The organism is Acinetobacter sp. 25-47-130 (assembly GCF_056779705.1).
In genome coordinates this window covers 684,227-702,675 of sequence record NZ_JBWYII010000001.1, presented here as the reverse complement: position 1 = coordinate 702,675, position 18,449 = coordinate 684,227, and the positions used below count along the sequence as shown (strand labels likewise).

The 18,449-nt window shown below is 36.6% G+C and carries 17 protein-coding genes; 8 read left to right on the top strand and 9 right to left on the bottom strand.

All coding sequences use genetic code 11. The features are described 5' to 3' along the window. Positions 1-146: 146 nt before the first annotated feature. Together AC1M83_RS03535 and AC1M83_RS03530 are read right to left on the bottom strand one after the other, a co-directional pair. Positions 147-2,282 carry a sensor domain-containing protein gene (locus AC1M83_RS03535; RefSeq protein ID WP_481590038.1) on the bottom strand — a complete coding sequence of 712 codons (2,136 nt, stop codon included), beginning with the start codon at positions 2,280-2,282 and terminating at the stop codon, positions 147-149. Positions 2,283-2,666: 384 nt separating this feature from the next. Beyond that, positions 2,667-3,428, bottom strand: a complete 762-nt coding sequence (locus AC1M83_RS03530) for an alpha/beta fold hydrolase (protein ID WP_481588125.1) — start codon at positions 3,426-3,428, stop codon at positions 2,667-2,669. 244 nt (positions 3,429-3,672) lie between these two features. On the opposite strand from AC1M83_RS03530, the gene AC1M83_RS03525 reads away from it, so the two are divergent. Further along, entirely contained in the window at positions 3,673-4,878 is a 1,206-nt protein-coding gene (locus AC1M83_RS03525) for an amino acid aminotransferase (RefSeq protein ID WP_481590037.1), read from the top strand. Positions 4,879-4,919: 41 nt separating this feature from the next. Here AC1M83_RS03525 and AC1M83_RS03520 read toward each other — a convergent pair whose 3' ends face one another. Then, positions 4,920-6,029, bottom strand: a complete 1,110-nt coding sequence (locus AC1M83_RS03520; RefSeq protein WP_481590036.1) for an S-(hydroxymethyl)glutathione dehydrogenase/class III alcohol dehydrogenase — start codon at positions 6,027-6,029, stop codon at positions 4,920-4,922. A gap of 135 nt (positions 6,030-6,164) precedes the next feature. Here AC1M83_RS03520 and AC1M83_RS03515 point away from each other — a divergent pair, with 135 nt between their 5' ends. After that, on the top strand, positions 6,165-7,709 hold the full coding sequence (locus AC1M83_RS03515; RefSeq protein ID WP_481590035.1) for a phospholipase D family protein: 1,545 nt from the start codon (positions 6,165-6,167) through the stop codon (positions 7,707-7,709). A gap of 90 nt (positions 7,710-7,799) precedes the next feature. Beyond that, positions 7,800-8,237, top strand: coding sequence for a hypothetical protein (locus AC1M83_RS03510; protein ID WP_180027843.1), 438 nt, complete (start codon positions 7,800-7,802; stop codon positions 8,235-8,237). A gap of 29 nt (positions 8,238-8,266) precedes the next feature. On the opposite strand, the gene AC1M83_RS03505 is transcribed toward AC1M83_RS03510, so the two are convergent. Then, the gene (locus AC1M83_RS03505) at positions 8,267-8,854 is read right to left on the bottom strand and encodes a uracil-DNA glycosylase family protein (RefSeq protein WP_481590034.1); all 588 of its coding nucleotides are present in this window, start codon (positions 8,852-8,854) and stop codon (positions 8,267-8,269) included. Positions 8,855-8,867: 13 nt separating this feature from the next. Next, positions 8,868-9,590, bottom strand: a complete 723-nt coding sequence (locus AC1M83_RS03500; RefSeq protein ID WP_481590033.1) for an SGNH/GDSL hydrolase family protein — start codon at positions 9,588-9,590, stop codon at positions 8,868-8,870. Between the two features lie 153 nt (positions 9,591-9,743). On the opposite strand from AC1M83_RS03500, the gene AC1M83_RS03495 reads away from it, so the two are divergent. After that, positions 9,744-11,114: an alpha/beta hydrolase-fold protein gene (locus tag AC1M83_RS03495; RefSeq protein ID WP_481590032.1), complete on the top strand. Its 1,371-nt coding sequence runs from the start codon at positions 9,744-9,746 to the stop codon at positions 11,112-11,114. Positions 11,115-11,138: 24 nt separating this feature from the next. Here AC1M83_RS03495 and AC1M83_RS03490 read toward each other — a convergent pair whose 3' ends face one another. From AC1M83_RS03490 to AC1M83_RS03475, 4 genes are read right to left on the bottom strand one after another with little or no spacing between them, the layout of a single operon-like run. Then, positions 11,139-11,882: an SDR family oxidoreductase gene (locus tag AC1M83_RS03490; RefSeq protein ID WP_180027839.1), complete on the bottom strand. Its 744-nt coding sequence runs from the start codon at positions 11,880-11,882 to the stop codon at positions 11,139-11,141. Positions 11,883-11,913: 31 nt separating this feature from the next. After that, the gene (locus AC1M83_RS03485) at positions 11,914-12,612 is read right to left on the bottom strand and encodes a histidine phosphatase family protein (RefSeq protein WP_035267788.1); all 699 of its coding nucleotides are present in this window, start codon (positions 12,610-12,612) and stop codon (positions 11,914-11,916) included. Then, positions 12,609-13,730: a phosphotransferase family protein gene (locus AC1M83_RS03480; RefSeq protein ID WP_481590031.1), complete on the bottom strand. Its 1,122-nt coding sequence runs from the start codon at positions 13,728-13,730 to the stop codon at positions 12,609-12,611. Before AC1M83_RS03480 ends, AC1M83_RS03485 begins: the two co-directional genes overlap by 4 nt. 27 nt (positions 13,731-13,757) lie before the next feature. Further along, complete coding sequence (locus AC1M83_RS03475; RefSeq protein ID WP_481590030.1) at positions 13,758-14,999, bottom strand: acyl-CoA dehydrogenase family protein; 1,242 nt, start codon at positions 14,997-14,999, stop codon at positions 13,758-13,760. An 89-nt stretch (positions 15,000-15,088) separates the two neighbouring features. Here AC1M83_RS03475 and AC1M83_RS03470 point away from each other — a divergent pair, with 89 nt between their 5' ends. The 4 genes from AC1M83_RS03470 (at position 15,089) to AC1M83_RS03455 (ending at position 18,419) form a co-directional block, all read left to right on the top strand. Then, a complete protein-coding gene (locus AC1M83_RS03470) occupies positions 15,089-16,003 on the top strand; it encodes a LysR family transcriptional regulator (RefSeq protein ID WP_481590029.1) in 915 nt (304 codons plus the stop codon). A gap of 106 nt (positions 16,004-16,109) precedes the next feature. Continuing rightward, positions 16,110-16,664: a thermonuclease family protein gene (locus AC1M83_RS03465; RefSeq protein WP_035267796.1), complete on the top strand. Its 555-nt coding sequence runs from the start codon at positions 16,110-16,112 to the stop codon at positions 16,662-16,664. Between the two features lie 100 nt (positions 16,665-16,764). Beyond that, entirely contained in the window at positions 16,765-17,214 is a 450-nt protein-coding gene (locus AC1M83_RS03460) for a MarR family winged helix-turn-helix transcriptional regulator (protein WP_481590028.1), read from the top strand. Beyond that, positions 17,211-18,419, top strand: coding sequence for an MFS transporter (locus AC1M83_RS03455; protein ID WP_481590027.1), 1,209 nt, complete (start codon positions 17,211-17,213; stop codon positions 18,417-18,419). The genes AC1M83_RS03460 and AC1M83_RS03455 overlap by 4 nt, the downstream gene beginning before the upstream one ends. Positions 18,420-18,449: the final 30 nt, after the last annotated feature.

The window sequence follows — 18,449 nt, the reverse complement described above, 5'->3', positions numbered from 1 at the left end:
TAAGCGTTAGTAATCAAGTGTGTCGTTTTCATCAAATTATCTAAAATATAACCCTTAAAAGTAAAATACGCATAAATAGACTGATTGACAAGCAATTTATATAAAAAATATTGTTATATCAATCATAACTCAAATATATCAATGGTTTATTGCCTATCTGTAGGAAGCCAATCTTTTATAGCACATACTTGTTTGAGCATCAGTTGCTCAGCCTCAGACTTACAAATCGCTTGGCTAAATAAAAAGCCTTGACCATATGCACAGCCAACATCCTGAAGACTTAAGAGCTGTTGGCATGTTTCGACACCTTCTGCGATCACATCCAATGACAGAATAGGTCCGAGCTTAGCAATGCCCTCTACAATTGAATTGATTGACTTCTCCTCATTCATTCGATTCACAAAAGCATAATCAATCTTGAGACAGTCGACAGGATAATCTCTTAAATGCGTCATTGAAGAATGACCGGTTCCGAAATCATCCAATGAGATTCGAAGACCATAATTTTTGAGCTTTTGTAGTGCTCGAATCACAAATTCTACTCCACGCTCAGACAGAATATGTTCTGTAATCTCAACCTCGATTAAATGAGCAGGAATTTGATGTCGTTCTAAACGTTGAATTAACAATTCTGCATAATTGTCACGCATGAATTCAACTGGAGAGGCATTAATTGAGATCGGTACAAGTTGAACGCCCTTAGACATCCAATCTGCCATGTCACTGAAAATCTTTTGATGCATGATTTCACTGATTTTACTGGCCAGCTCATAATCGTTAAACGCTTCTGAGATTGAAGCTGGATAGTGAAGTTGCTGCTGTGTATCATGCCAACGCATCAAAGCCTCAAATCCGATTAGCTGACAGTTATCTAAGCGAACCTTAGGTTGATAATACGGCTCGATTAAATTGTCCTGTATGATATAGCGAGCAGTATCAAGTTGTTGCATCTTCTTTTCAGCAAGTGCAAACATTTCGTCATCATACATACGATACCCACCACGACCCTTTTCTTTAAGATCATTTAGAGCGGTATCCGCACATTTCATCAATCCGAATACATCTTGAGCATCTTTAGGATAAATGGCACATCCAATACTCATCCCACTATTAATCACTTTTCCTGCATAAGTGATGGGGGCAATATTTTGTTTAAGTACTTTCTGTGTGGTTTGATGTAATTCTTCTTCTGATGTCATCCCTGGGACAATAATTGCAAATTCATCTCCACCTAGACGTGAAACAATACACTTGCAATCCAAACTCTTTTGCAGACGTTTAGATAAGACTTTAAGTAGATGATCTCCAGCAGGATGACCTAAAGTATCGTTAATGTTTTTAAAATGATCGAGATCAATAAACATCATACCAATAAGTGTTTTTTCACGATTTGCTTGTGAAATCGCCGCTTTTAATTTATTTTTGAAGGCACGACGATTCATCAGACCAGTCAGATCATCATATTCACTGCTGATTTTTAGTTTAGCTTCGGCAACACGTTGACGGGTAATATCACGTGATACACAGAGAATACTGGTCGTATTTCCTTGTTCATCATGCACAGGTGTTAAAATATTATCCCAATACATCACAGTATCGCCGTGTGTGCTCATCCCCGCAAAACGGGCATTCTTCCCTCGAGCTGCTGTTTTAATCGCTTTTGCCCCCTGTTCACGTACTTCAGGTGGTAACAGCGTTAACCAATCCATTCCAAATTTCTTAAAACGCTCTTGACCCAGTAATGCCATGCATCCAGATTTGTTCATGTGTTCAAGCTTGCCATCTGGTGTGATAATTTTTATACAGTCTACGCTGACATCGAGCATATCTGTATTGGCACGCAAGGCCTCAGCAGTTTCACGCATTTTGATTGTACGATCATGGATATTTGTGCAACTTATCATCCAATTTTGCTGGTTGGATTGAATCACCTTAGGTTCAGCAAGCATTAAGAACCAAAGATATTCACCTGATTTATTTTTTATACGACACTCTTTTTCAAATTTCTGACCGTTTTTTTGAGCATCATTCCAAATCTGATAAAGATGTTCAGCATCATCAGGATGAACAAATTTAAGCCAGTCTACGTCACGTAAGATTTGCGTATCCGCACCGATATATTGTTTAAGTGCGAGATTACAATACCCTGAGTTGGTGTGACTGACCCAAATCAAATTGGGCAGTAAATCAAGTGCAAATTTAAAGTCATCTGACAGTGTTAGATGCAAAGGCACAGCTTTGGACTGTAAATGATCAGCTCTATTCAGATCCAGAATGCTCATAGTTCACCTATTTGAAAATAACAACCCATCAAAATGACGAATACAAAAATCAGCGTAAAAATTTAGAATTTAATTAATCAGTATTTAAATTTCGTTAATAATGATTATTAATCATCATTAATTTTAAAATACGTGATAATAATAACACTTAAATGGATTAAATTAATACAAATACCATTTCTGCATGATACATAATTTTTATCACTTGTGAATATTAAATAGACAAAATGCATAAAAAATAATGAAATACGACACAATAATGAATTTATTTGATAATTCGACATCTTAGAATTAAATAATTCCGATTTTAATTAAAAAAAATACCTACTTATATTAAGTAGGTATCGACTAATATAAAAATAATCTAAACTTATTATTAATTTATTATAAAAAATCTTTAATGTTCTTGATAACCTCACTTGGTTTTTCTGCATGTAACCAATGTCCAGTGCCATCAATCGTCACAAATTTAGCTTTAGGATATTGAAACCGAATAAGATCGTTATCGCGCTCGAGATTAATATAATCGGATAATTCTCCTTTTAAAAACAAAGTTTCATTCGATTGTGGATTAAGACGTTCCCATGACAAAATCTGAAAATATTGTTGTTTAAGTGCATCTAAGTTAAATAGCCACTGTCCATTGCGGAAAGATTTGAGCAGAAATTGAATAACGCCAATTTCATTAATATATTTCTGCATCAACTCGGTTGCCTCCTTTCTTGAAACAACTTGAGCTTTTTGAACTTCTTCTAAAGCTTTGAAAATTTGATCATGATGAGATTTTTGATAAGCGACGGGTGCCATATCAAGTACAATCAACTTAACTACTCGATGTGGTACAAGGTTTGCTAAGTGCATGGCAACTTTCCCCCCCATCGAATGACCAATGATGTGAAATTGTTGCACATTCATATCATCTAAAGTTTCTACAACATCTTGCGCCATGAGTTGATAACTCATTTGATTAGAATGAGGTGATAAACCGTGATTACGCAAATCAATTTGGATGACATCATGCGTTTCCTGAAATGCTCTCGCGAGCATGCCGAGGTTCGATAAACTACCAAAAAGACCATGAATCAGAACAAGAGCAGGTTGACGTTGATTCGCATTTGATTTGGTGATCTCAGCATTTAGTCGCATGTATATACTCAAATAGCTTTAAAAATGTGATTCAAATTCTAACAGTTGAGTTTGTATTTTAGTGCTAATTTAATTTTTATTTATATAATTCAGCATATTAAAGACAATCAAAAAATTTCGGTTATAAGTAAAAGTATTGAGTTTTATAAAAATTAGTCCTGTAATTCGATCTTGTGATCGTGCGGAAATTATATATATTATCCGATTAAACTTTTTACTTTGAACATTTTAGGAAATTTAGACCATGTTTCATCATGTAGATGCTTATGCAGGTGACCCTATTCTTTCACTTATGGAAGAATATAGTAAAGATGAGCGTACTCAAAAAGTGAATTTGAGTATTGGTCTATATTATAACGAAGACAGTATTGTACCTCAGTTAAATGCGGTCAAAGCTGCGTACAAAAATATTGAACCGAGCAACGATAAAGTTAAACTTTATTTACCAATGGATGGTTTGAAATCTTATAACGAAGCGACTCAAGCATTAGTTTTAGGTCCTGATAGTCAAGCGCGTAAAGATGGTCGTGCTGTCACGATTCAAACACTTGGTGGCTCAGGTGCACTTAAAGTTGGTGCTGATTTTTTGAAAAAATATTTCCCTGAGTCAGATATCTGGGTAAGTCAGCCAACTTGGGATAACCATATTGCAATTTTTAATGGCGCTGGTATCCAATCTCATTTCTATCCTTATTTTGATGCTGATACAAATGGCGTTAACGTTCCAGCAATGCTTGAGGAATTAAAAACACTAAAAGCAAAAAGTATTGTTTTGCTTCATCCTTGCTGCCATAACCCAACTGGTGCAGATTTAACGCCAGCAGAATGGGATCAAGTGATCGAAGTACTTAAGACGAATGATCTTATTCCATTCCTTGACATCGCTTACCAAGGTTTCGGTAAAGGTCTTGAAGAAGATGCATACCTTATTCGTGCTTTAGATAAATCAGGTATGAATTTCATTGTGAGTAATTCATTCTCAAAAATCTTCTCACTGTATGGTGAGCGTGTCGGCGGCTTAACATTTGTCTGTGATGATCAAGCTACTGCTCAAAAAGTGCTTGGACAATTAAAAGCAACTGTACGCCGTATTTATTCTAGTCCAGCAAGCACAGGTGCATTGTTGGTTGAAAACGTGTTAAACAACGCAGATCTAACTGCTCAATGGCAAGCTGAATTACAAGAAATGCGTGAACGTATTATTAAAATGCGTGAATTGTTAAATGCTAAATTGAGTGCGGCTCTGCCTGAACGTGACTTTAGCTATCTAGTAAAACAACAAGGTATGTTCAGTTATACAGGTTTGACTGGCGAACAAGTGGATATTTTGAAAGATAAATATGGTATTTATTTAGTCCGTAGTGGCCGTATGTGCGCAGCAGGATTAAACTTGAATAATATTGATTATGTGGCTGATTCAATTGCAGAAGTTTTGAAAGCTACCGCTTAAAAACAAAAAAACGGGCATATCGCCCGTTTTTTATTGCCCAATTAAAAATGTACAACTGTACGGATTGATTTACCTTCGTGCATTAACTCAAAGGCTTTATTAATGTCTTCTAGCCCCATAGTATGAGTAACAAAAGGTTCTAATTGAATGTCACCCTTCATCGCATCTTCAACCATTTTTGGTAATTGAGTACGACCTTTTACACCACCAAATGCTGTACCCATCCATTTACGTCCAGTCACTAATTGGAATGGACGAGTTGAGATTTCTTGACCTGCACCAGCCACACCGATAATGACAGATTGCCCCCAACCACGGTGTGCACATTCAAGCGCTGAACGCATTACGTTTGTATTACCGATACACTCAAATGAATGATCAACACCCCATCCAGTCATCTCTACAATGACTTGTTGAATAGGTTGATCATAGTCCTTAGGATTGAGGAAATCTGTAGCACCAAACTGCTCAGCCAATTTAAATTTTTCTGGATTAGTATCCACTACAATAATTCGGCCAGCTTTGGCTTGTTTAGCACCTTGAACAACTGCTAAACCAATACCACCTAAACCGAACACAGCAACAGTATCACCTTCCTGTACTTTTGCAGTATTGTGAACCGCACCAATACCAGTCGTCACGCCACAACCCAATAAACAAACGTGTTCAGGGTTTGCTTCAGGATTAATTTTTGCTAACGATACTTCGGCAACAACTGTGTATTCACTGAATGTTGAACACCCCATATAATGGTAAATAGGTTCGCCGTTATAAGAGAATCGAGTCGTTCCATCAGGCATAACACCTTTACCTTGAGTGGCACGTACAGAGACACATAAGTTTGTTTTATTTGATTTACAGAACAAACATTCGCCACATTCTGCAGTATAAAGTGGAATGACATGATCACCTGGTTTTACACTGGTCACGCCTTCACCAACTTCAACCACAATACCTGCACCTTCGTGACCCAGTACCGCAGGGAATACGCCCTCTGGGTCTTCACCAGAAAGTGTAAATGCATCAGTATGACAAACACCTGTATGCGTAATTTTCACCAATACTTCACCAGCTTGTGGTGGAGCAACATCTAATTCAACAATTTGTAATGGCTGACCTGGACCGAATGCCACCGCTGCACGAGATTTCATGATGAAAACTTCCTTTGTAAATTAAGATTTAACAGATAAGTTACAGTAACCGCTTTTGATAAAAACATTCAACTATTTGATTGATGATATTATAGCCATACAACTGAATAATAAGATTTAGGAACGACAGCTTTGATGCTTATGTTGCGATATATATTGTGTTTACTCACATTCTTTATTTTAACTGGATGTAATTTGGCGATGAATACAAGTATAAAACAAGCCCCAATCCAACCTCATACCACACATTGGCTCAGCAATACACCAGAAACAAAACGCAATATTGAACAAGATTTAACTGCATTCTTACCGCTTCATGATCCTTTTATGAGTATGGCTTCACGTGTTCATTTAATACGTGAAGCACAACATACGATCGATTTACAGTACTATATCTGGGAAAATGATGTGATTGGTCAGCATTTATTGTCTGACCTACTTAAAGCAGCTGATCGTAATGTGAAGGTTCGACTGTTAATTGATGATCAAAATGGCACTCAATTAGACTCGACCTTAAGTGCATTGTCTGAACACCCCAATATCGAAATTAAGCTATTCAATCCCTACAAATTTCGCATCTTTAGAGTTTTGGATTATGTGTTTCGCTTTAATAAAATCAACCATAGAATGCATAACAAACTGATTATTGCTGACGGAGCGATTGCTGTTACTGGGGGGCGTAATATCAGTAATGAATATTTTGATGCCAGTGACAATTTTCAATTCGCGGATATGGATATTTTATTTGCAGGGCAATCAGTTTCAGATGCCAACACGGTGTTTCACCAATTTTGGAATGATGAGCTGAGTTATGATATTCAGCAAATAATTCCTGAGTCTCAAAAAGAATTGGCGCATTTAAGATCGTATTATTCAACCAAGCAAAATTTTCAAGGTGCTGAAACTAAAAAACGTATTGATCAAGCAGAACATTTTTTAGAAGAAAATTTAAAAAAACATCCTATTCGTTGGTCTAAAGCTCATTTTGTTGCAGACAGCCCAAATAAAATCAGAGCGAAAGCTCAATCCCATGAACTGCTGTTTAATCAGTTCAAATCCATTATGGGGAAACCTGCTCAAGAAATAAACTTGGTGTCTGCCTATTTTGTTCCTACTGATCATGGTGAGTCTTTCCTCAAACAATTGAGTGAGCAGAATGTCAAAGTTCGAGTTTTAACAAACTCATATTTGGCAAATGATGTCCCGATTGTTCATGCATTTTATCAAAAATATCGAACCCCACTCTTAAGGTCAGATGTAAAACTTTACGAGTTTAAACCTTATATTGAACGGTCTGATCGCACTTGGTATGAAATTATGACGGGTAATGTTATTCCTGCGAAAGGAAAAAATGCGTCGCGTCTTCATGCCAAATTTTTTACTGTAGATGATAAAGTTTTTATTGGAACATTCAATTTTGATCCACGTTCAGCGTATTTGAATACTGAACTTGGACTGATCATTGAGTCAGCCGATTTTAAAACAGAGATATCTCAATCTTTAGATGAAAATCTTCCCAAAGTTGCCTATCAACTACATTTGGATGCACATCAAAACTTAAGATGGGAAGAACAACGAGGTGAAGAAAAGTTAATACATGATCATGACCCTGAAACGACTCGTTTTCAGAGATTTATGTTCAAGTCTTTGTCCTATCTCCCAATCGAATGGATGATGTAAATTCTTTGTTGTGACTGGTTTGTACAACCAGGATAAATTGCATTATTATTCACGTTTTATTTTTTGAACCCTTGGTTCTACTCTACTCCCATGCAATTTTTTGATCTTAGTCGACAGTATAATCTGAACGACATACTCACCCCTTTTTTATCACTTGAAGATTTATCTCAGCATGAATGGTATTTAGCTAAAATTAGTGTTGATTATGATTGCCTTACTGATGAAGACCTAATTGAAGGTTCTATCACCTTAAAGTCTAACCATAATGTTCAAATTGAATTGGCTTGGTTAATTTTAGACAATGGTCATGAGTTACAAGTTTTGTTCAAAGGCATTGAAACCTCTGTCTCAGAGCAAACACTCGTGATTGTGAAGGGTGCCCGCTTAGTTGATGAAAAAGGACAAGAATTATCTGCTCAAGCATTATCTTTATGGATTGATGGTACTCTACTCAATATGCTTCCACATATTCGTAAAGAAATTAAATCACGTTTAAACTTGTGGGATTATGTAGATTATGATGTGTAATAAGCATCTCGATTGACTTTAACAGGTTGTTAAATTAATCCAATTGACTGGAAAAGTTCACGATAGTATTCGGCTTTCTTTTCGAGAGCTAAAGGATAAGCTCTTGAAGAAGATGGCATACGATGAATTCGGATATCTTTGTTATCAAATTGCAGATCCACGACTGTACCCATTTTAACTTTAGTGTGTACAGATGCATTCATTGACTTTAATAAGGTCTCAGTTGCTTTATCACCTGTGGTCATAATATCTCGACAATGTGGAATTTTTTTAAGCAATAGAAACATATCTGTCGGTGTAACGATTTCTAGAAATTGATCTGAGGCATTGTCTTTCAAACGCCGTATTTGATAGGCTGTATCAAATATTGCAATGCCCAACTCATTTAGAAAATCTTTCAGCATTTGCTCTTTGAATTGTTTATTTTCACGGTCTAGAAAATAATGAGAGTCTTGAAAAAAGATCAACCCATATATTTTCCACATATCATTTTGAAAATTCGGATAATAAAAATCCATTTTCCATCTTGCTTTCGGCGGAGGAAAACTGCCAAGCATGAGCAATTTAGCTTGTTGAGGTACAAATGGCTCAAGTGGATGTGTTTCGATATCAGTCATATCAAATTTCGGTCTAACTTTTCGATCTAAAGTGATTTTGAATAATCGAACTAATTTTTTTTGCCCAAAGCTGATAGATTTCTTTACTTGGATGAAATCCATCCTCAGCCATCTTCAAATTGAGTTGTTTATACTCATCCAAATCATATTTAACCAATTCAAATTTTGGTTGTGGTTCAATCCAATTTTCCAATTTAACATTCATTTGATAGGCATATTTTCCAAACAACCAAGCTAAAGGATTTGGTAATGAAGGAAACTCATTCATCGGTGGAACTCCAGTCGCGATAATGAGCTTGGGTGAAAATTTCTCAGCGATCAGTGAATATAATTGTTCTTGTAGGCAGATCCATTTTTTCGGTGAGATGAGCTGTGTTACATCATTGACCCCTATCGAAGTTACTACAATATCAAACTGATCGTCATTAATAGCCTGTATAGTTCGAATTACATCTGAAGTACGATTTCCAGTTTTTGCAATTAATGACCAGCGAATTTGAAAATGATCTCTTAGTTCTTGTAACAATGTTCCGCTTAGCGCATCTTCTTGAAATTGCACACCCACACCAGCAGCAGCTGAATCACCTAAAATTAAAATTGATATTTGAGGGCCATTCCCAACCAAACCATTTCTTTCCCCCAAAGCTTCTGCTAAACGAGGTGTATTTTTCTTGACTTGGTAACCTTGTACAAGTAAAGCTGGAATGAGTGCGATTGTCGCTAATTTAAGAAACATGTATTTGAATTTAGGTTTTGATATTTCCTATTTTAAACGATTTTTTGATATTTTCATTGCTATTTATTATTGAAAATAATTATCATTTACACAATTAATTCAAAGCTAAAATCCATGAATCATCCTATCAAATTTTTTTCTATATTGATGTTAGTGAGTTCCACAGTAAGTGCTGATCTTTCTGTAAATCATTTATTACAAGTCAGCACTCAATCCTATGCCCCTGTATGTGAGGATATGGATGCTAAAAGTAAGGTGCTTCAACAAATTCAAAAACAGATTCAGATGTATCCTGATCAAAAAAATCATCTCCTCGATCAATTTTGGTCGGAAATTCGTAAAAATCAAACCCCAATAATTGAAGATTTTAATGAAACACACCAACGTGTCATTTATTTATATCGTGGTGCAAAACACAATGTGCGATTAATCGGTGGTCCGAGTAATGATCATGAATGGTTAACTCGGCTTAAAGGTACTGATATTTGGTTTAAAGAAAGTATTGTTGATTCAAGATTTATCGGAAGTTATAGTTTTGCTGTGGATTCGCCGAATATCGATGGATATTTATCAAATTACTGCCCACATTTAAACCCAAATTTAAAAGAATCACGAGATCAGCGTCGATCTATTTTAAAGGTACAACAACTCGACCCTTTCAATCCTCATAAGTGGTTTGATTCTAAAAACATTGCCTTAAAAACGAATACCACGCTGAGAAATGAAAATATCGCAAAACTCAGTCGAGCGCCCAATTTTATTGATCCAACTCAAATGGCTGAAAATAGTGAAAAACAATTAGTTTCATCCGTGTTGAAAAGTAAAGTTTTGGGAAATGATCGTCTTATTCAGATTTATGCAACTCCACCTCAAGTCGGAAAATCATATATCACTCTGATTTTTTTTGATGGTGAGCAATATGCGCATTTAGTTAAAGTTCCCCAGATATTAGATCAGTTGGTTCAACAACAGCAACTCCCACCTATACAGGCTGTTTTTGTTGGACACCCAAATGATCAATTACGTGCTAAAGAACTTAGCCCCAATCCAGAATACACACAGTTTTTTCAAGAAGAATTATTGCCTTGGATGAGTCAACATTTGCCCTATCAACATGATCACAACAAAACAGTCTTATTGGGTTCAAGTTTAGGTGGTCTGAGTTCTGCTTATTTGGCGTTAAAAACATCCAATGATATTAGTCACGTCGTGCCACTTTCTGGTTCATTTTGGTGGAAATCTGATCCAAACGATACAATCAATGGTATGAGTAAACTGATCAGAGCTTCAACATTAGACAATACAAAGAAACTCAATTGGTATATTTCAGCCAATAGCTATGAAAATTCGAGACAAAATAATAGCTTAAGCATTCTAGAAACCTCTCCGATTGTCGCTCAGGATTTAATCGATCAGGGACACAATGTTCACTATCAAGAATATATAGGCGGACATTCATATGCCGTTTGGCAAATCGTCATACAAGATGCTTTGAAATATTTCTTTAAAAATAAATCCCACTAAATGTGGGATTTATAAGACGTTATTTTAACTCAGCTTATTGACGAGCTGAAGCGGTAAAACCTTCATTGCAAAACCCAATGGCAACCATGGCCACTTTGGAACATATGCTTTGACTGGTTGCTTTTCGATTGCTTCAGCTAATAGTCGTGATCCTGTGGCTTGATCGACCTCAAAAGGTAATTTTCCAGCACCTTCATTAATTTCAGTTCGAATGTAACCAGGATAAATCGTTGAAACTTTAATTGGTGTTCCAAGAAGTTCAGCTCGAATCCCTTCGGCTAAATGCGCAATTCCCGCTTTACTGGCAGCATAAGCTGTAAGATGTTTTGGCATACCACGCAAAGCACTCATCGACGAAATTACAACTAAATGTCCTGAATTTTGAGATCTAAAAATTTCGACCGCTGCTTCACATTGTGCCATCGCAGAAATAAAATTAGTTTCAACTGTTGCTTTATTAATCGCAAAATTACCTTTACCGATACGACGTCCTTCGCCCACACCAGCATTGACTATCACTCGATCGATAGTGCCTAGCTCATCTTTAAACTCTTTAAATACACGGAAGACTTGCTCATCATCCGTGACATCCAATGCCTTCGCACTTACTTTTACCTGATAGCGTTGTTCTATTTCATCTTTTAAAGCATACAACCTTTCTAAACGACGTGCACAGATCGCTAGGTTATATCCTTTTTTTGCAAACTCTTGTGCCATCCCAGCACCGATACCTGAGCTTGCACCTGTAATTAATATAGTTTTGTTCATTCCATTTTCTCTCTATGGCATATAGCCTTGATCAAATCCAAGTGAGCAAATCACGATCTTGTTCTTTTAAATAATGATGTTCATTTAAACTGAGTAATTGTGGTTCTGTACCAACCAATCTTAAGGTGGTAAAACTGGTATTGGTGATTGCCCAGTTCAATGCAAAAGTTTTGTCTGCACTTAAACCAAGTAAATGCCCTGCAACAACAGATATAACACCACCAGACGTATAAACTACGGCATAGCGAGGTTTTTCTGTTTCAAGTTGTATACATAGTTTGTTCAAGCCTTGAAGTACTCTTTGCTGAAATTGAGGCCAGCTTTCATCATAATCATGATGATGATCACCCTTGGTCCAACGTTGAATTGCACCTTCAAAAATTTTTCCTAAATATGCACGAGGATCTACCGCTTGACCAACATCTTTTTTAAGTAATGCAGGATCTGCAAAACGTGGTTCATATTTTGCAAACACTTGTTGATGATTGAACTCGTTCCAATGTGGATCGATATCAATATGACTGTCAGGAAAACACTCATTCAAAGAGATATCCGCCGTCTGCTGATGACGTTTCATCGAGCCAGCTAATACATAGGGCTGCTCTTGTATTAACTTTTGAAAATATTGCCCCAACACACGTGCTTGAACTTCACCTTTCTGAGAAAGCTGATCATAACTTTCAGCACCAAATGAAGCTTGACCATGTCTGACCAAATATATTGTCGTCATCTTGGCAGAATATCCTGTAATTTTGCGAGATAAGTTTTTGCAATTTCATTCGCTTCAAGCTTTTGTATACCTATGAGTTTTAAAGCACGAATATGTAATGCATGAATCACAATCCAAAAATCCTTAAATGCAGGATTATCCGTTTGTTTATGGTAATAACGATAATAAATTTGTTGTGCTATGACCGCTAATCTAAAGATCCCAAAAACTTCATAGAACGTCCAGTTAGATGGCTTTAGTCCTGTTTTTTCTAGGTAATAATCCACAACTTCTTTACGTGTAAACATGCCTTTAAGATGTGTAGGTTGTCGACGTGTCGATTTAAAGATCATATTGTCGTTTTCTTCAACCCAATATGCTAAGGCTGATCCTAAATCCATAAGTGGATCACCAATTGTCGCCATTTCCCAATCCAACACCCCGATGACCTCAGTAGGCTGTTGAGGATTCAAAATGACATTATCAAAACGCCAATCGTTGTGAATAATACAGTTGGTTGAATCCTCAGGAATATTGTCTTTAAGCCAATTTCGTACAAACTTAAAGGTCGGCACATTGATGGTATGGGCTTTGTCGTAGCGACTGTCCCAACCTTCGACCTGACGACGGCAGTAACCCTCACCTTTTCCAATTTGCTCAAGTGCTGTTCCTTGATAAGGAACTTGGTGCAATTCAATCAATTTGTCTAAAACATTTATACAAAGCTGATGCACATCAAATTTAGTGAGTTTTAGTTCTGGTGGAAGCTTTGCCCTTGGTATAATTCCCTCGATTCGCTGCATCACATAAAAATCGCATCCGAGTACAGATTCATCCTGACATAATGCCAGCATTTTGGGCACGACTGGATATAGATCTTTTAAAGCTTTCTGAACATTATGTTCTCGAACCATATCATGAGCAGATTTGGCTTTGGTTCCTGCGGGTGGTCTTCTTAATATCAGATCTGCATTGCTATATTTTAGCCGGTATGTCCAGTTTGAAGCTCCACCAGAATATTGTGTAACTTCTACAGGCTCAATCACTTCCACACCATTTTGATTTAACCAGTTTGTGACTGAAACGATATCGAGCTCTTCACCACGTCTGACTTGCCCTGCTGTATCTATAACTGACATATTTCTTCCTTAAATCGAGTGCTCATCTTATTGAGAATGACGAGTTGAAAAACCACGTTTCGCAAGTTCCAATTTTGCAATCATGCCTTTATGCACCTCATCTGGCCCATCTGCCAAACGTAATGCACGCGCTTGTGCAAAAAAACCTGTCAATGGCGTATCTCTAGATAGACCTGCACCGCCGTGAATTTGCATTGCCATATCGACAACTTTTTCCAAAACACTAGGTGCAACGACTTTAATTGCAGAGATTTCAGTGAGTGCAGCCATATTGCCCAGTTTATCCATTTTATATGCCGCATATAAGGTCAAAAGACGTGCTTGATCGATGGCAACACGCGCTTCCGCGACTCTTTCCAAATTACCACCAAGTTTCAAAATTTCCTTACCGAATGCTTTTCTTTGCATTCCACGATCAATCATTAATTCCAATGATTTCTCAGCAGCACCGATACAACGCATGCAATGATGAATACGTCCTGGACCAAGTCGCCCCTGTGCAATCTCAAACCCTTGACCTGCTCCACCAATAAAATGAGTGACTGGAACACGAACATTATTAAAGGTTACTTCTCCATGACCGTGTGGCGCATCATAATCACCAAATACAGGTAACATTCTTTCAATTTTTACGCCCTCAGTTTCAACTGGAACTAAAACCATTGAATGTTGTTGATGTCGACCTTTATTTGCGTCTGGTGTATGTGCCATAAATATAATGATTTTTGCATTAGGATCGCCTAAACCCGAAGACCACCATTTGCGTCCATTTAAAACAATTTCGTCTCCCTCAATTACAGCAGTGGCTTGCATGTTCGTCGCATCTGAAGAAGCAACTTCTGGTTCAGTCATGCAAAATACGGATCGAATTTTTCCGTCTAAGAGAGGTTTTAACCATTGCTCTTTTTGTTGTGCTGAGCCATAGCGCCAAATTAACTCCATATTACCGCTATCTGGCGCATTACAATTGAAAACCGTAGGAGCCAATAAACTACGGCCAGTTAACTCAGCAATGTGTGCATATTCTTGAACTGTTAAACCTTGACCAAATTCTGGGTCTGGTAAAAAAAGATTCCACAAATTTTGCGATTTAGCTTTTTGTTTGAGTACTTCAAGTTCTGCTGGCCACATCCATGATGTCCAATCATCACTTGAATTTAATTGATGAGCTTTATGCCAAAATTCTTGTTCTATAGGCTCTATTTCGTCTTGAATAAAGCGTTGTGCTAAATCATAAAAGTGTTTAGCTTTTTCCGTTAATTGAAACATTAATCCCTCGAACTATATTCTCATCACGCTTTACATCAACATAGCTTGAAACCTACTATGAATGAAATGATTTATTTAAATATTACTTTATGAATAGAATTCATCAGGAATCTGTGGATCTGAGCGCTTTTTCACACATTGATATCAATCTATATCCATTATTTATTGCGATATACGAACATCAAAGTATCAGTAAAGCCGCAAATTTGATGTGTATTACACAATCTGCAGCCAGTCACGCTTTACAGCGATTAAGATTACAATTGAAAGATGATCTTTTTATCCGAAGTGGTATAAAGATGGTTGCGACACCCTTTTCACATCAAATTTATCCACGAATAAAAGAAACATTAATCGCAATTCAGCATATCTCTACTCATCATATATCTTTTGATCCACTGACGATTCAATCTATTCGTATAGCAATTCATGATGAAATTGAGCCTTTAATTTTTCCGCAGTTAATCCGTCATTTTCGTGATTTAGGACTAGCGACACGGTTTCAAAGTATCAAATTAGATCGAACTAATTGGGCAAAAGATTTATTGTCACAGCAACTTGATTTAGTGGTCGATCTTCAACAGAAAGTTGATGAGAAAATTTATTTTAACCCTTTAGTGAATGATCGCTTTGTCATATGTGGTTTGACAACCATCGAAAATTTAGAACAATACAAACATGCCCAACATATTGGTGTTTCATCAAGGCATTCTGGTGTGCTTATTGAAGATTTACATTTTAAAAAGTTGAATATTCAACGTGATATTTTTTTACGCTGTCAACACTATTCAACAGCACTACAAATTTTGAAGGAGTATCCTGACACATTGCTAACCTTACCTTTTAGTATTTTAAAAAATTTGAAATTACCTCAAGATTTAAAAATTTCTGAACTTCCTGTTGAATTTCCTTTAATGAAAATGGGAATTTATTGGAATTCACAATTAGCATTACATCAAAAGTTTGAATATTTAATTTCAGAAATTAATAAAATTTTTGCTTAGGCTATTTAGTTGAAAATCTGTGTGAACACCATCTGTTCAATATTGAATCAAACACTCACTTCGAGTTGATTTATCATATTAATGCTTGTTTTCTCTTGTATTTTCTATGTTTGATCAACTCCCTGCATCATGGCTCATTGGGCTTGGTGCAATTTTATGCTTGTTACTTCTTATTATCTTCAGACAAATATGGATTTATCTTCTTCAAGTATTTAAACCTTTTAAAAAAGGAAAAACTTATTGGTGCCGTGTTACAGCGGTGAGTGATGGTGACACCCTCTCCTGCCATCGTTTGAATTTGAGACGTTCTAAAACTAAATTACGCTTTGCTTTTGTAGATGCGCCTGAATCTAATCAAAGTTACGGGCTTGAATCCCAACGCTTAGTTAAGAAAATGGTTCAAGGTAAAATTGTTCGTGTAAAAATCACGGATATTGATCGTTATGGACGTTGCGTGGGTGTGGTCTACCGCTATCGCAAGAATATGAATGAAGAATTAGTGAGGCGTGGTGGTGCGTGGGTTTACGAAGAATACATACGTGATCCAAAGCAATTAAAATATATGATCTCGCTACAAGATAGTGCAAAACGCAATAAACGTGGTCTCTGGCGCGGGACCCGTCCTATTCGACCAAGTACTTTTAGAAAACAAAAAAACTAATATTTTCAGTACCCTGATTATCAATAAGTGCATTACGCTTGATTCGTCTAATTATTGAGCGTAAATTCAAGCCAACAAACTAGTTAGCTTGGTTAACTATATGCAAAACTCTCCCAAATTCCGTGTCGTATTGCTGCGAAGTGCGCGACTCTTTAGTGACCGTTTAAATGATATCTTGGCTCAATACCAACTGAACTATTCAATGTTGCAGTTGATTTATCATATCTATGATCATGACTCCATCACTTCAATTGATTTGGCTCATGAACTCAATGTTTCTAAACCATCAATTGCAAAACGCATTAATACTTTACATAAATTAGATGTTATTCAGTTTTTAGAATCATCTGATAAACGCCAAAAATTAATTCAATTAACCGAAAAAGGTAGAGATCTTTATCAAATTTGCACAATTCAGATTGATCAATTTGAACAACAGTTTTTGAATCAAGTAAATCCTGAAGACATTGCTCAAAGTGCTGAGACACTTCAACTGTTTTTGTCTATTTTAGAGCGTTATAAAAGCTTAAATATCGTGGAGGAGTTATGAGTACTTCCTCAAATCAAGTTAATCAGCCTCTTTGGACACGTAACTTTATTTTGGTCAGTTTAATTAACTTTCAATTGGTACTGACTTTTTATCTTCTCGTCATTGTCATTGTGGGATTTTCGATAGCAGAACTTGGAGCGACGACGGCGCAGGCTGGTTTAGTATCAGGACTTTTTATTGTGGGTACACTGATTGGTCGTTTATTGGTGGCTAAATTCCTCGTTAAATTCGGTTCTAAAGTCACCATGCTGGTCGGACTCACTGGATTTCTCATATTTTCAGGCTTTTATTTTCTCCATTTAGAGGTTGGAACTTTATTAATCGTTCGATTCTTGCATGGCTTTATGATGGGGGTTGCCTCCACCGTATTTGGCACTATTATCGCTCAAATTATTCCCGCAACTCGTCGTGGTGAAGGTATAGGTTACTACAGTATGAGTAGTACTTTAGGAACTGCAATTGGACCATTTTTGGCAATCTGGCTAATGCTTCATGTCAGTTACAACATTATTTTTGCCCTATCTTCAATCCTTGCAGTTTTATGTTTAATTACAGCATTATTTATTCAAGTTCCTCAATTGCATCAGGTTTCGTCTATACCTGATCAGGCCCATACTCAAAATAGTTTTCTATCTCAATATATTGAAAAGAGCGCCTTACCCATTGCTCTGATCATGTTGGTAAGCTCCCTCTTTTACTCTGGTGTTCTATCGTTTATTAATTTTTATGCCAAAGAAATTGATCTGGTTGAAGCAGCATCATTTTTCTTTCTCATTTATGCGTTGACGATTCTGCTCTCTCGTCCTATTACGGGACCACTGATGGATAAGAAAGGCGAAAATATAATTATGTATCCGGCCTTTCTCATTATGGCACTTGCATTCTTCTTGTTGAGCCAAGCTAACAGTTCGGGTCTTTTGTTGATTTGCGCAGGATTATTAGGTTTAGGATACGGTAATATCCAATCAATTTGCCAAACAATAGCAGTAAAAAGTACTAGTTTGGAACGGATGGGATTTGCAACCTCAACTTACTTTATCTTTTTAGATGCAGGTTTAGGATTCGGTCCTTATTTCTTAGGTTTAGCTTTAGACTTGATCAGTTACCAACAACTCTATTTATATAGTGCTATTGGGACGTTATTTTGCATTGTCTTATATTATGTATTACATGGGAAAAACGTTCAAAATACAAAAAATGCTTAGGCTATTTATGGGTTTAAAAAAAGCACTCCT

Bases quoted from the DNA above. Each gene is read 5' to 3' on its own strand.
- AC1M83_RS03535 (WP_481590038.1), bottom strand. From the start codon at position 2,282: ATGAGCATTCTGGATCTGAATAGAGCTGATCATTTACAGTCCAAAGCT.
- AC1M83_RS03530 (WP_481588125.1), bottom strand. From the start codon at position 3,428: ATGCGACTAAATGCTGAGATCACCAAATCAAATGCGAATCAACGTCAA.
- AC1M83_RS03525 (WP_481590037.1), top strand. From the start codon at position 3,673: ATGTTTCATCATGTAGATGCTTATGCAGGTGACCCTATTCTTTCACTT.
- AC1M83_RS03520 (WP_481590036.1), bottom strand. From the start codon at position 6,029: ATGAAATCTCGTGCAGCGGTGGCATTCGGTCCAGGTCAGCCATTACAA.
- AC1M83_RS03515 (WP_481590035.1), top strand. From the start codon at position 6,165: ATGCTTATGTTGCGATATATATTGTGTTTACTCACATTCTTTATTTTA.
- AC1M83_RS03510 (WP_180027843.1), top strand. From the start codon at position 7,800: ATGCAATTTTTTGATCTTAGTCGACAGTATAATCTGAACGACATACTC.
- AC1M83_RS03505 (WP_481590034.1), bottom strand. From the start codon at position 8,854: ATGACTGATATCGAAACACATCCACTTGAGCCATTTGTACCTCAACAA.
- AC1M83_RS03500 (WP_481590033.1), bottom strand. From the start codon at position 9,590: ATGTTTCTTAAATTAGCGACAATCGCACTCATTCCAGCTTTACTTGTA.
- AC1M83_RS03490 (WP_180027839.1), bottom strand. From the start codon at position 11,882: ATGAACAAAACTATATTAATTACAGGTGCAAGCTCAGGTATCGGTGCT.
- AC1M83_RS03485 (WP_035267788.1), bottom strand. From the start codon at position 12,612: ATGACGACAATATATTTGGTCAGACATGGTCAAGCTTCATTTGGTGCT.
- AC1M83_RS03480 (WP_481590031.1), bottom strand. From the start codon at position 13,730: ATGTCAGTTATAGATACAGCAGGGCAAGTCAGACGTGGTGAAGAGCTC.
- AC1M83_RS03475 (WP_481590030.1), bottom strand. From the start codon at position 14,999: ATGTTTCAATTAACGGAAAAAGCTAAACACTTTTATGATTTAGCACAA.
- AC1M83_RS03470 (WP_481590029.1), top strand. From the start codon at position 15,089: ATGAATAGAATTCATCAGGAATCTGTGGATCTGAGCGCTTTTTCACAC.
- AC1M83_RS03465 (WP_035267796.1), top strand. From the start codon at position 16,110: ATGTTTGATCAACTCCCTGCATCATGGCTCATTGGGCTTGGTGCAATT.
- AC1M83_RS03460 (WP_481590028.1), top strand. From the start codon at position 16,765: ATGCAAAACTCTCCCAAATTCCGTGTCGTATTGCTGCGAAGTGCGCGA.
- AC1M83_RS03455 (WP_481590027.1), top strand. From the start codon at position 17,211: ATGAGTACTTCCTCAAATCAAGTTAATCAGCCTCTTTGGACACGTAAC.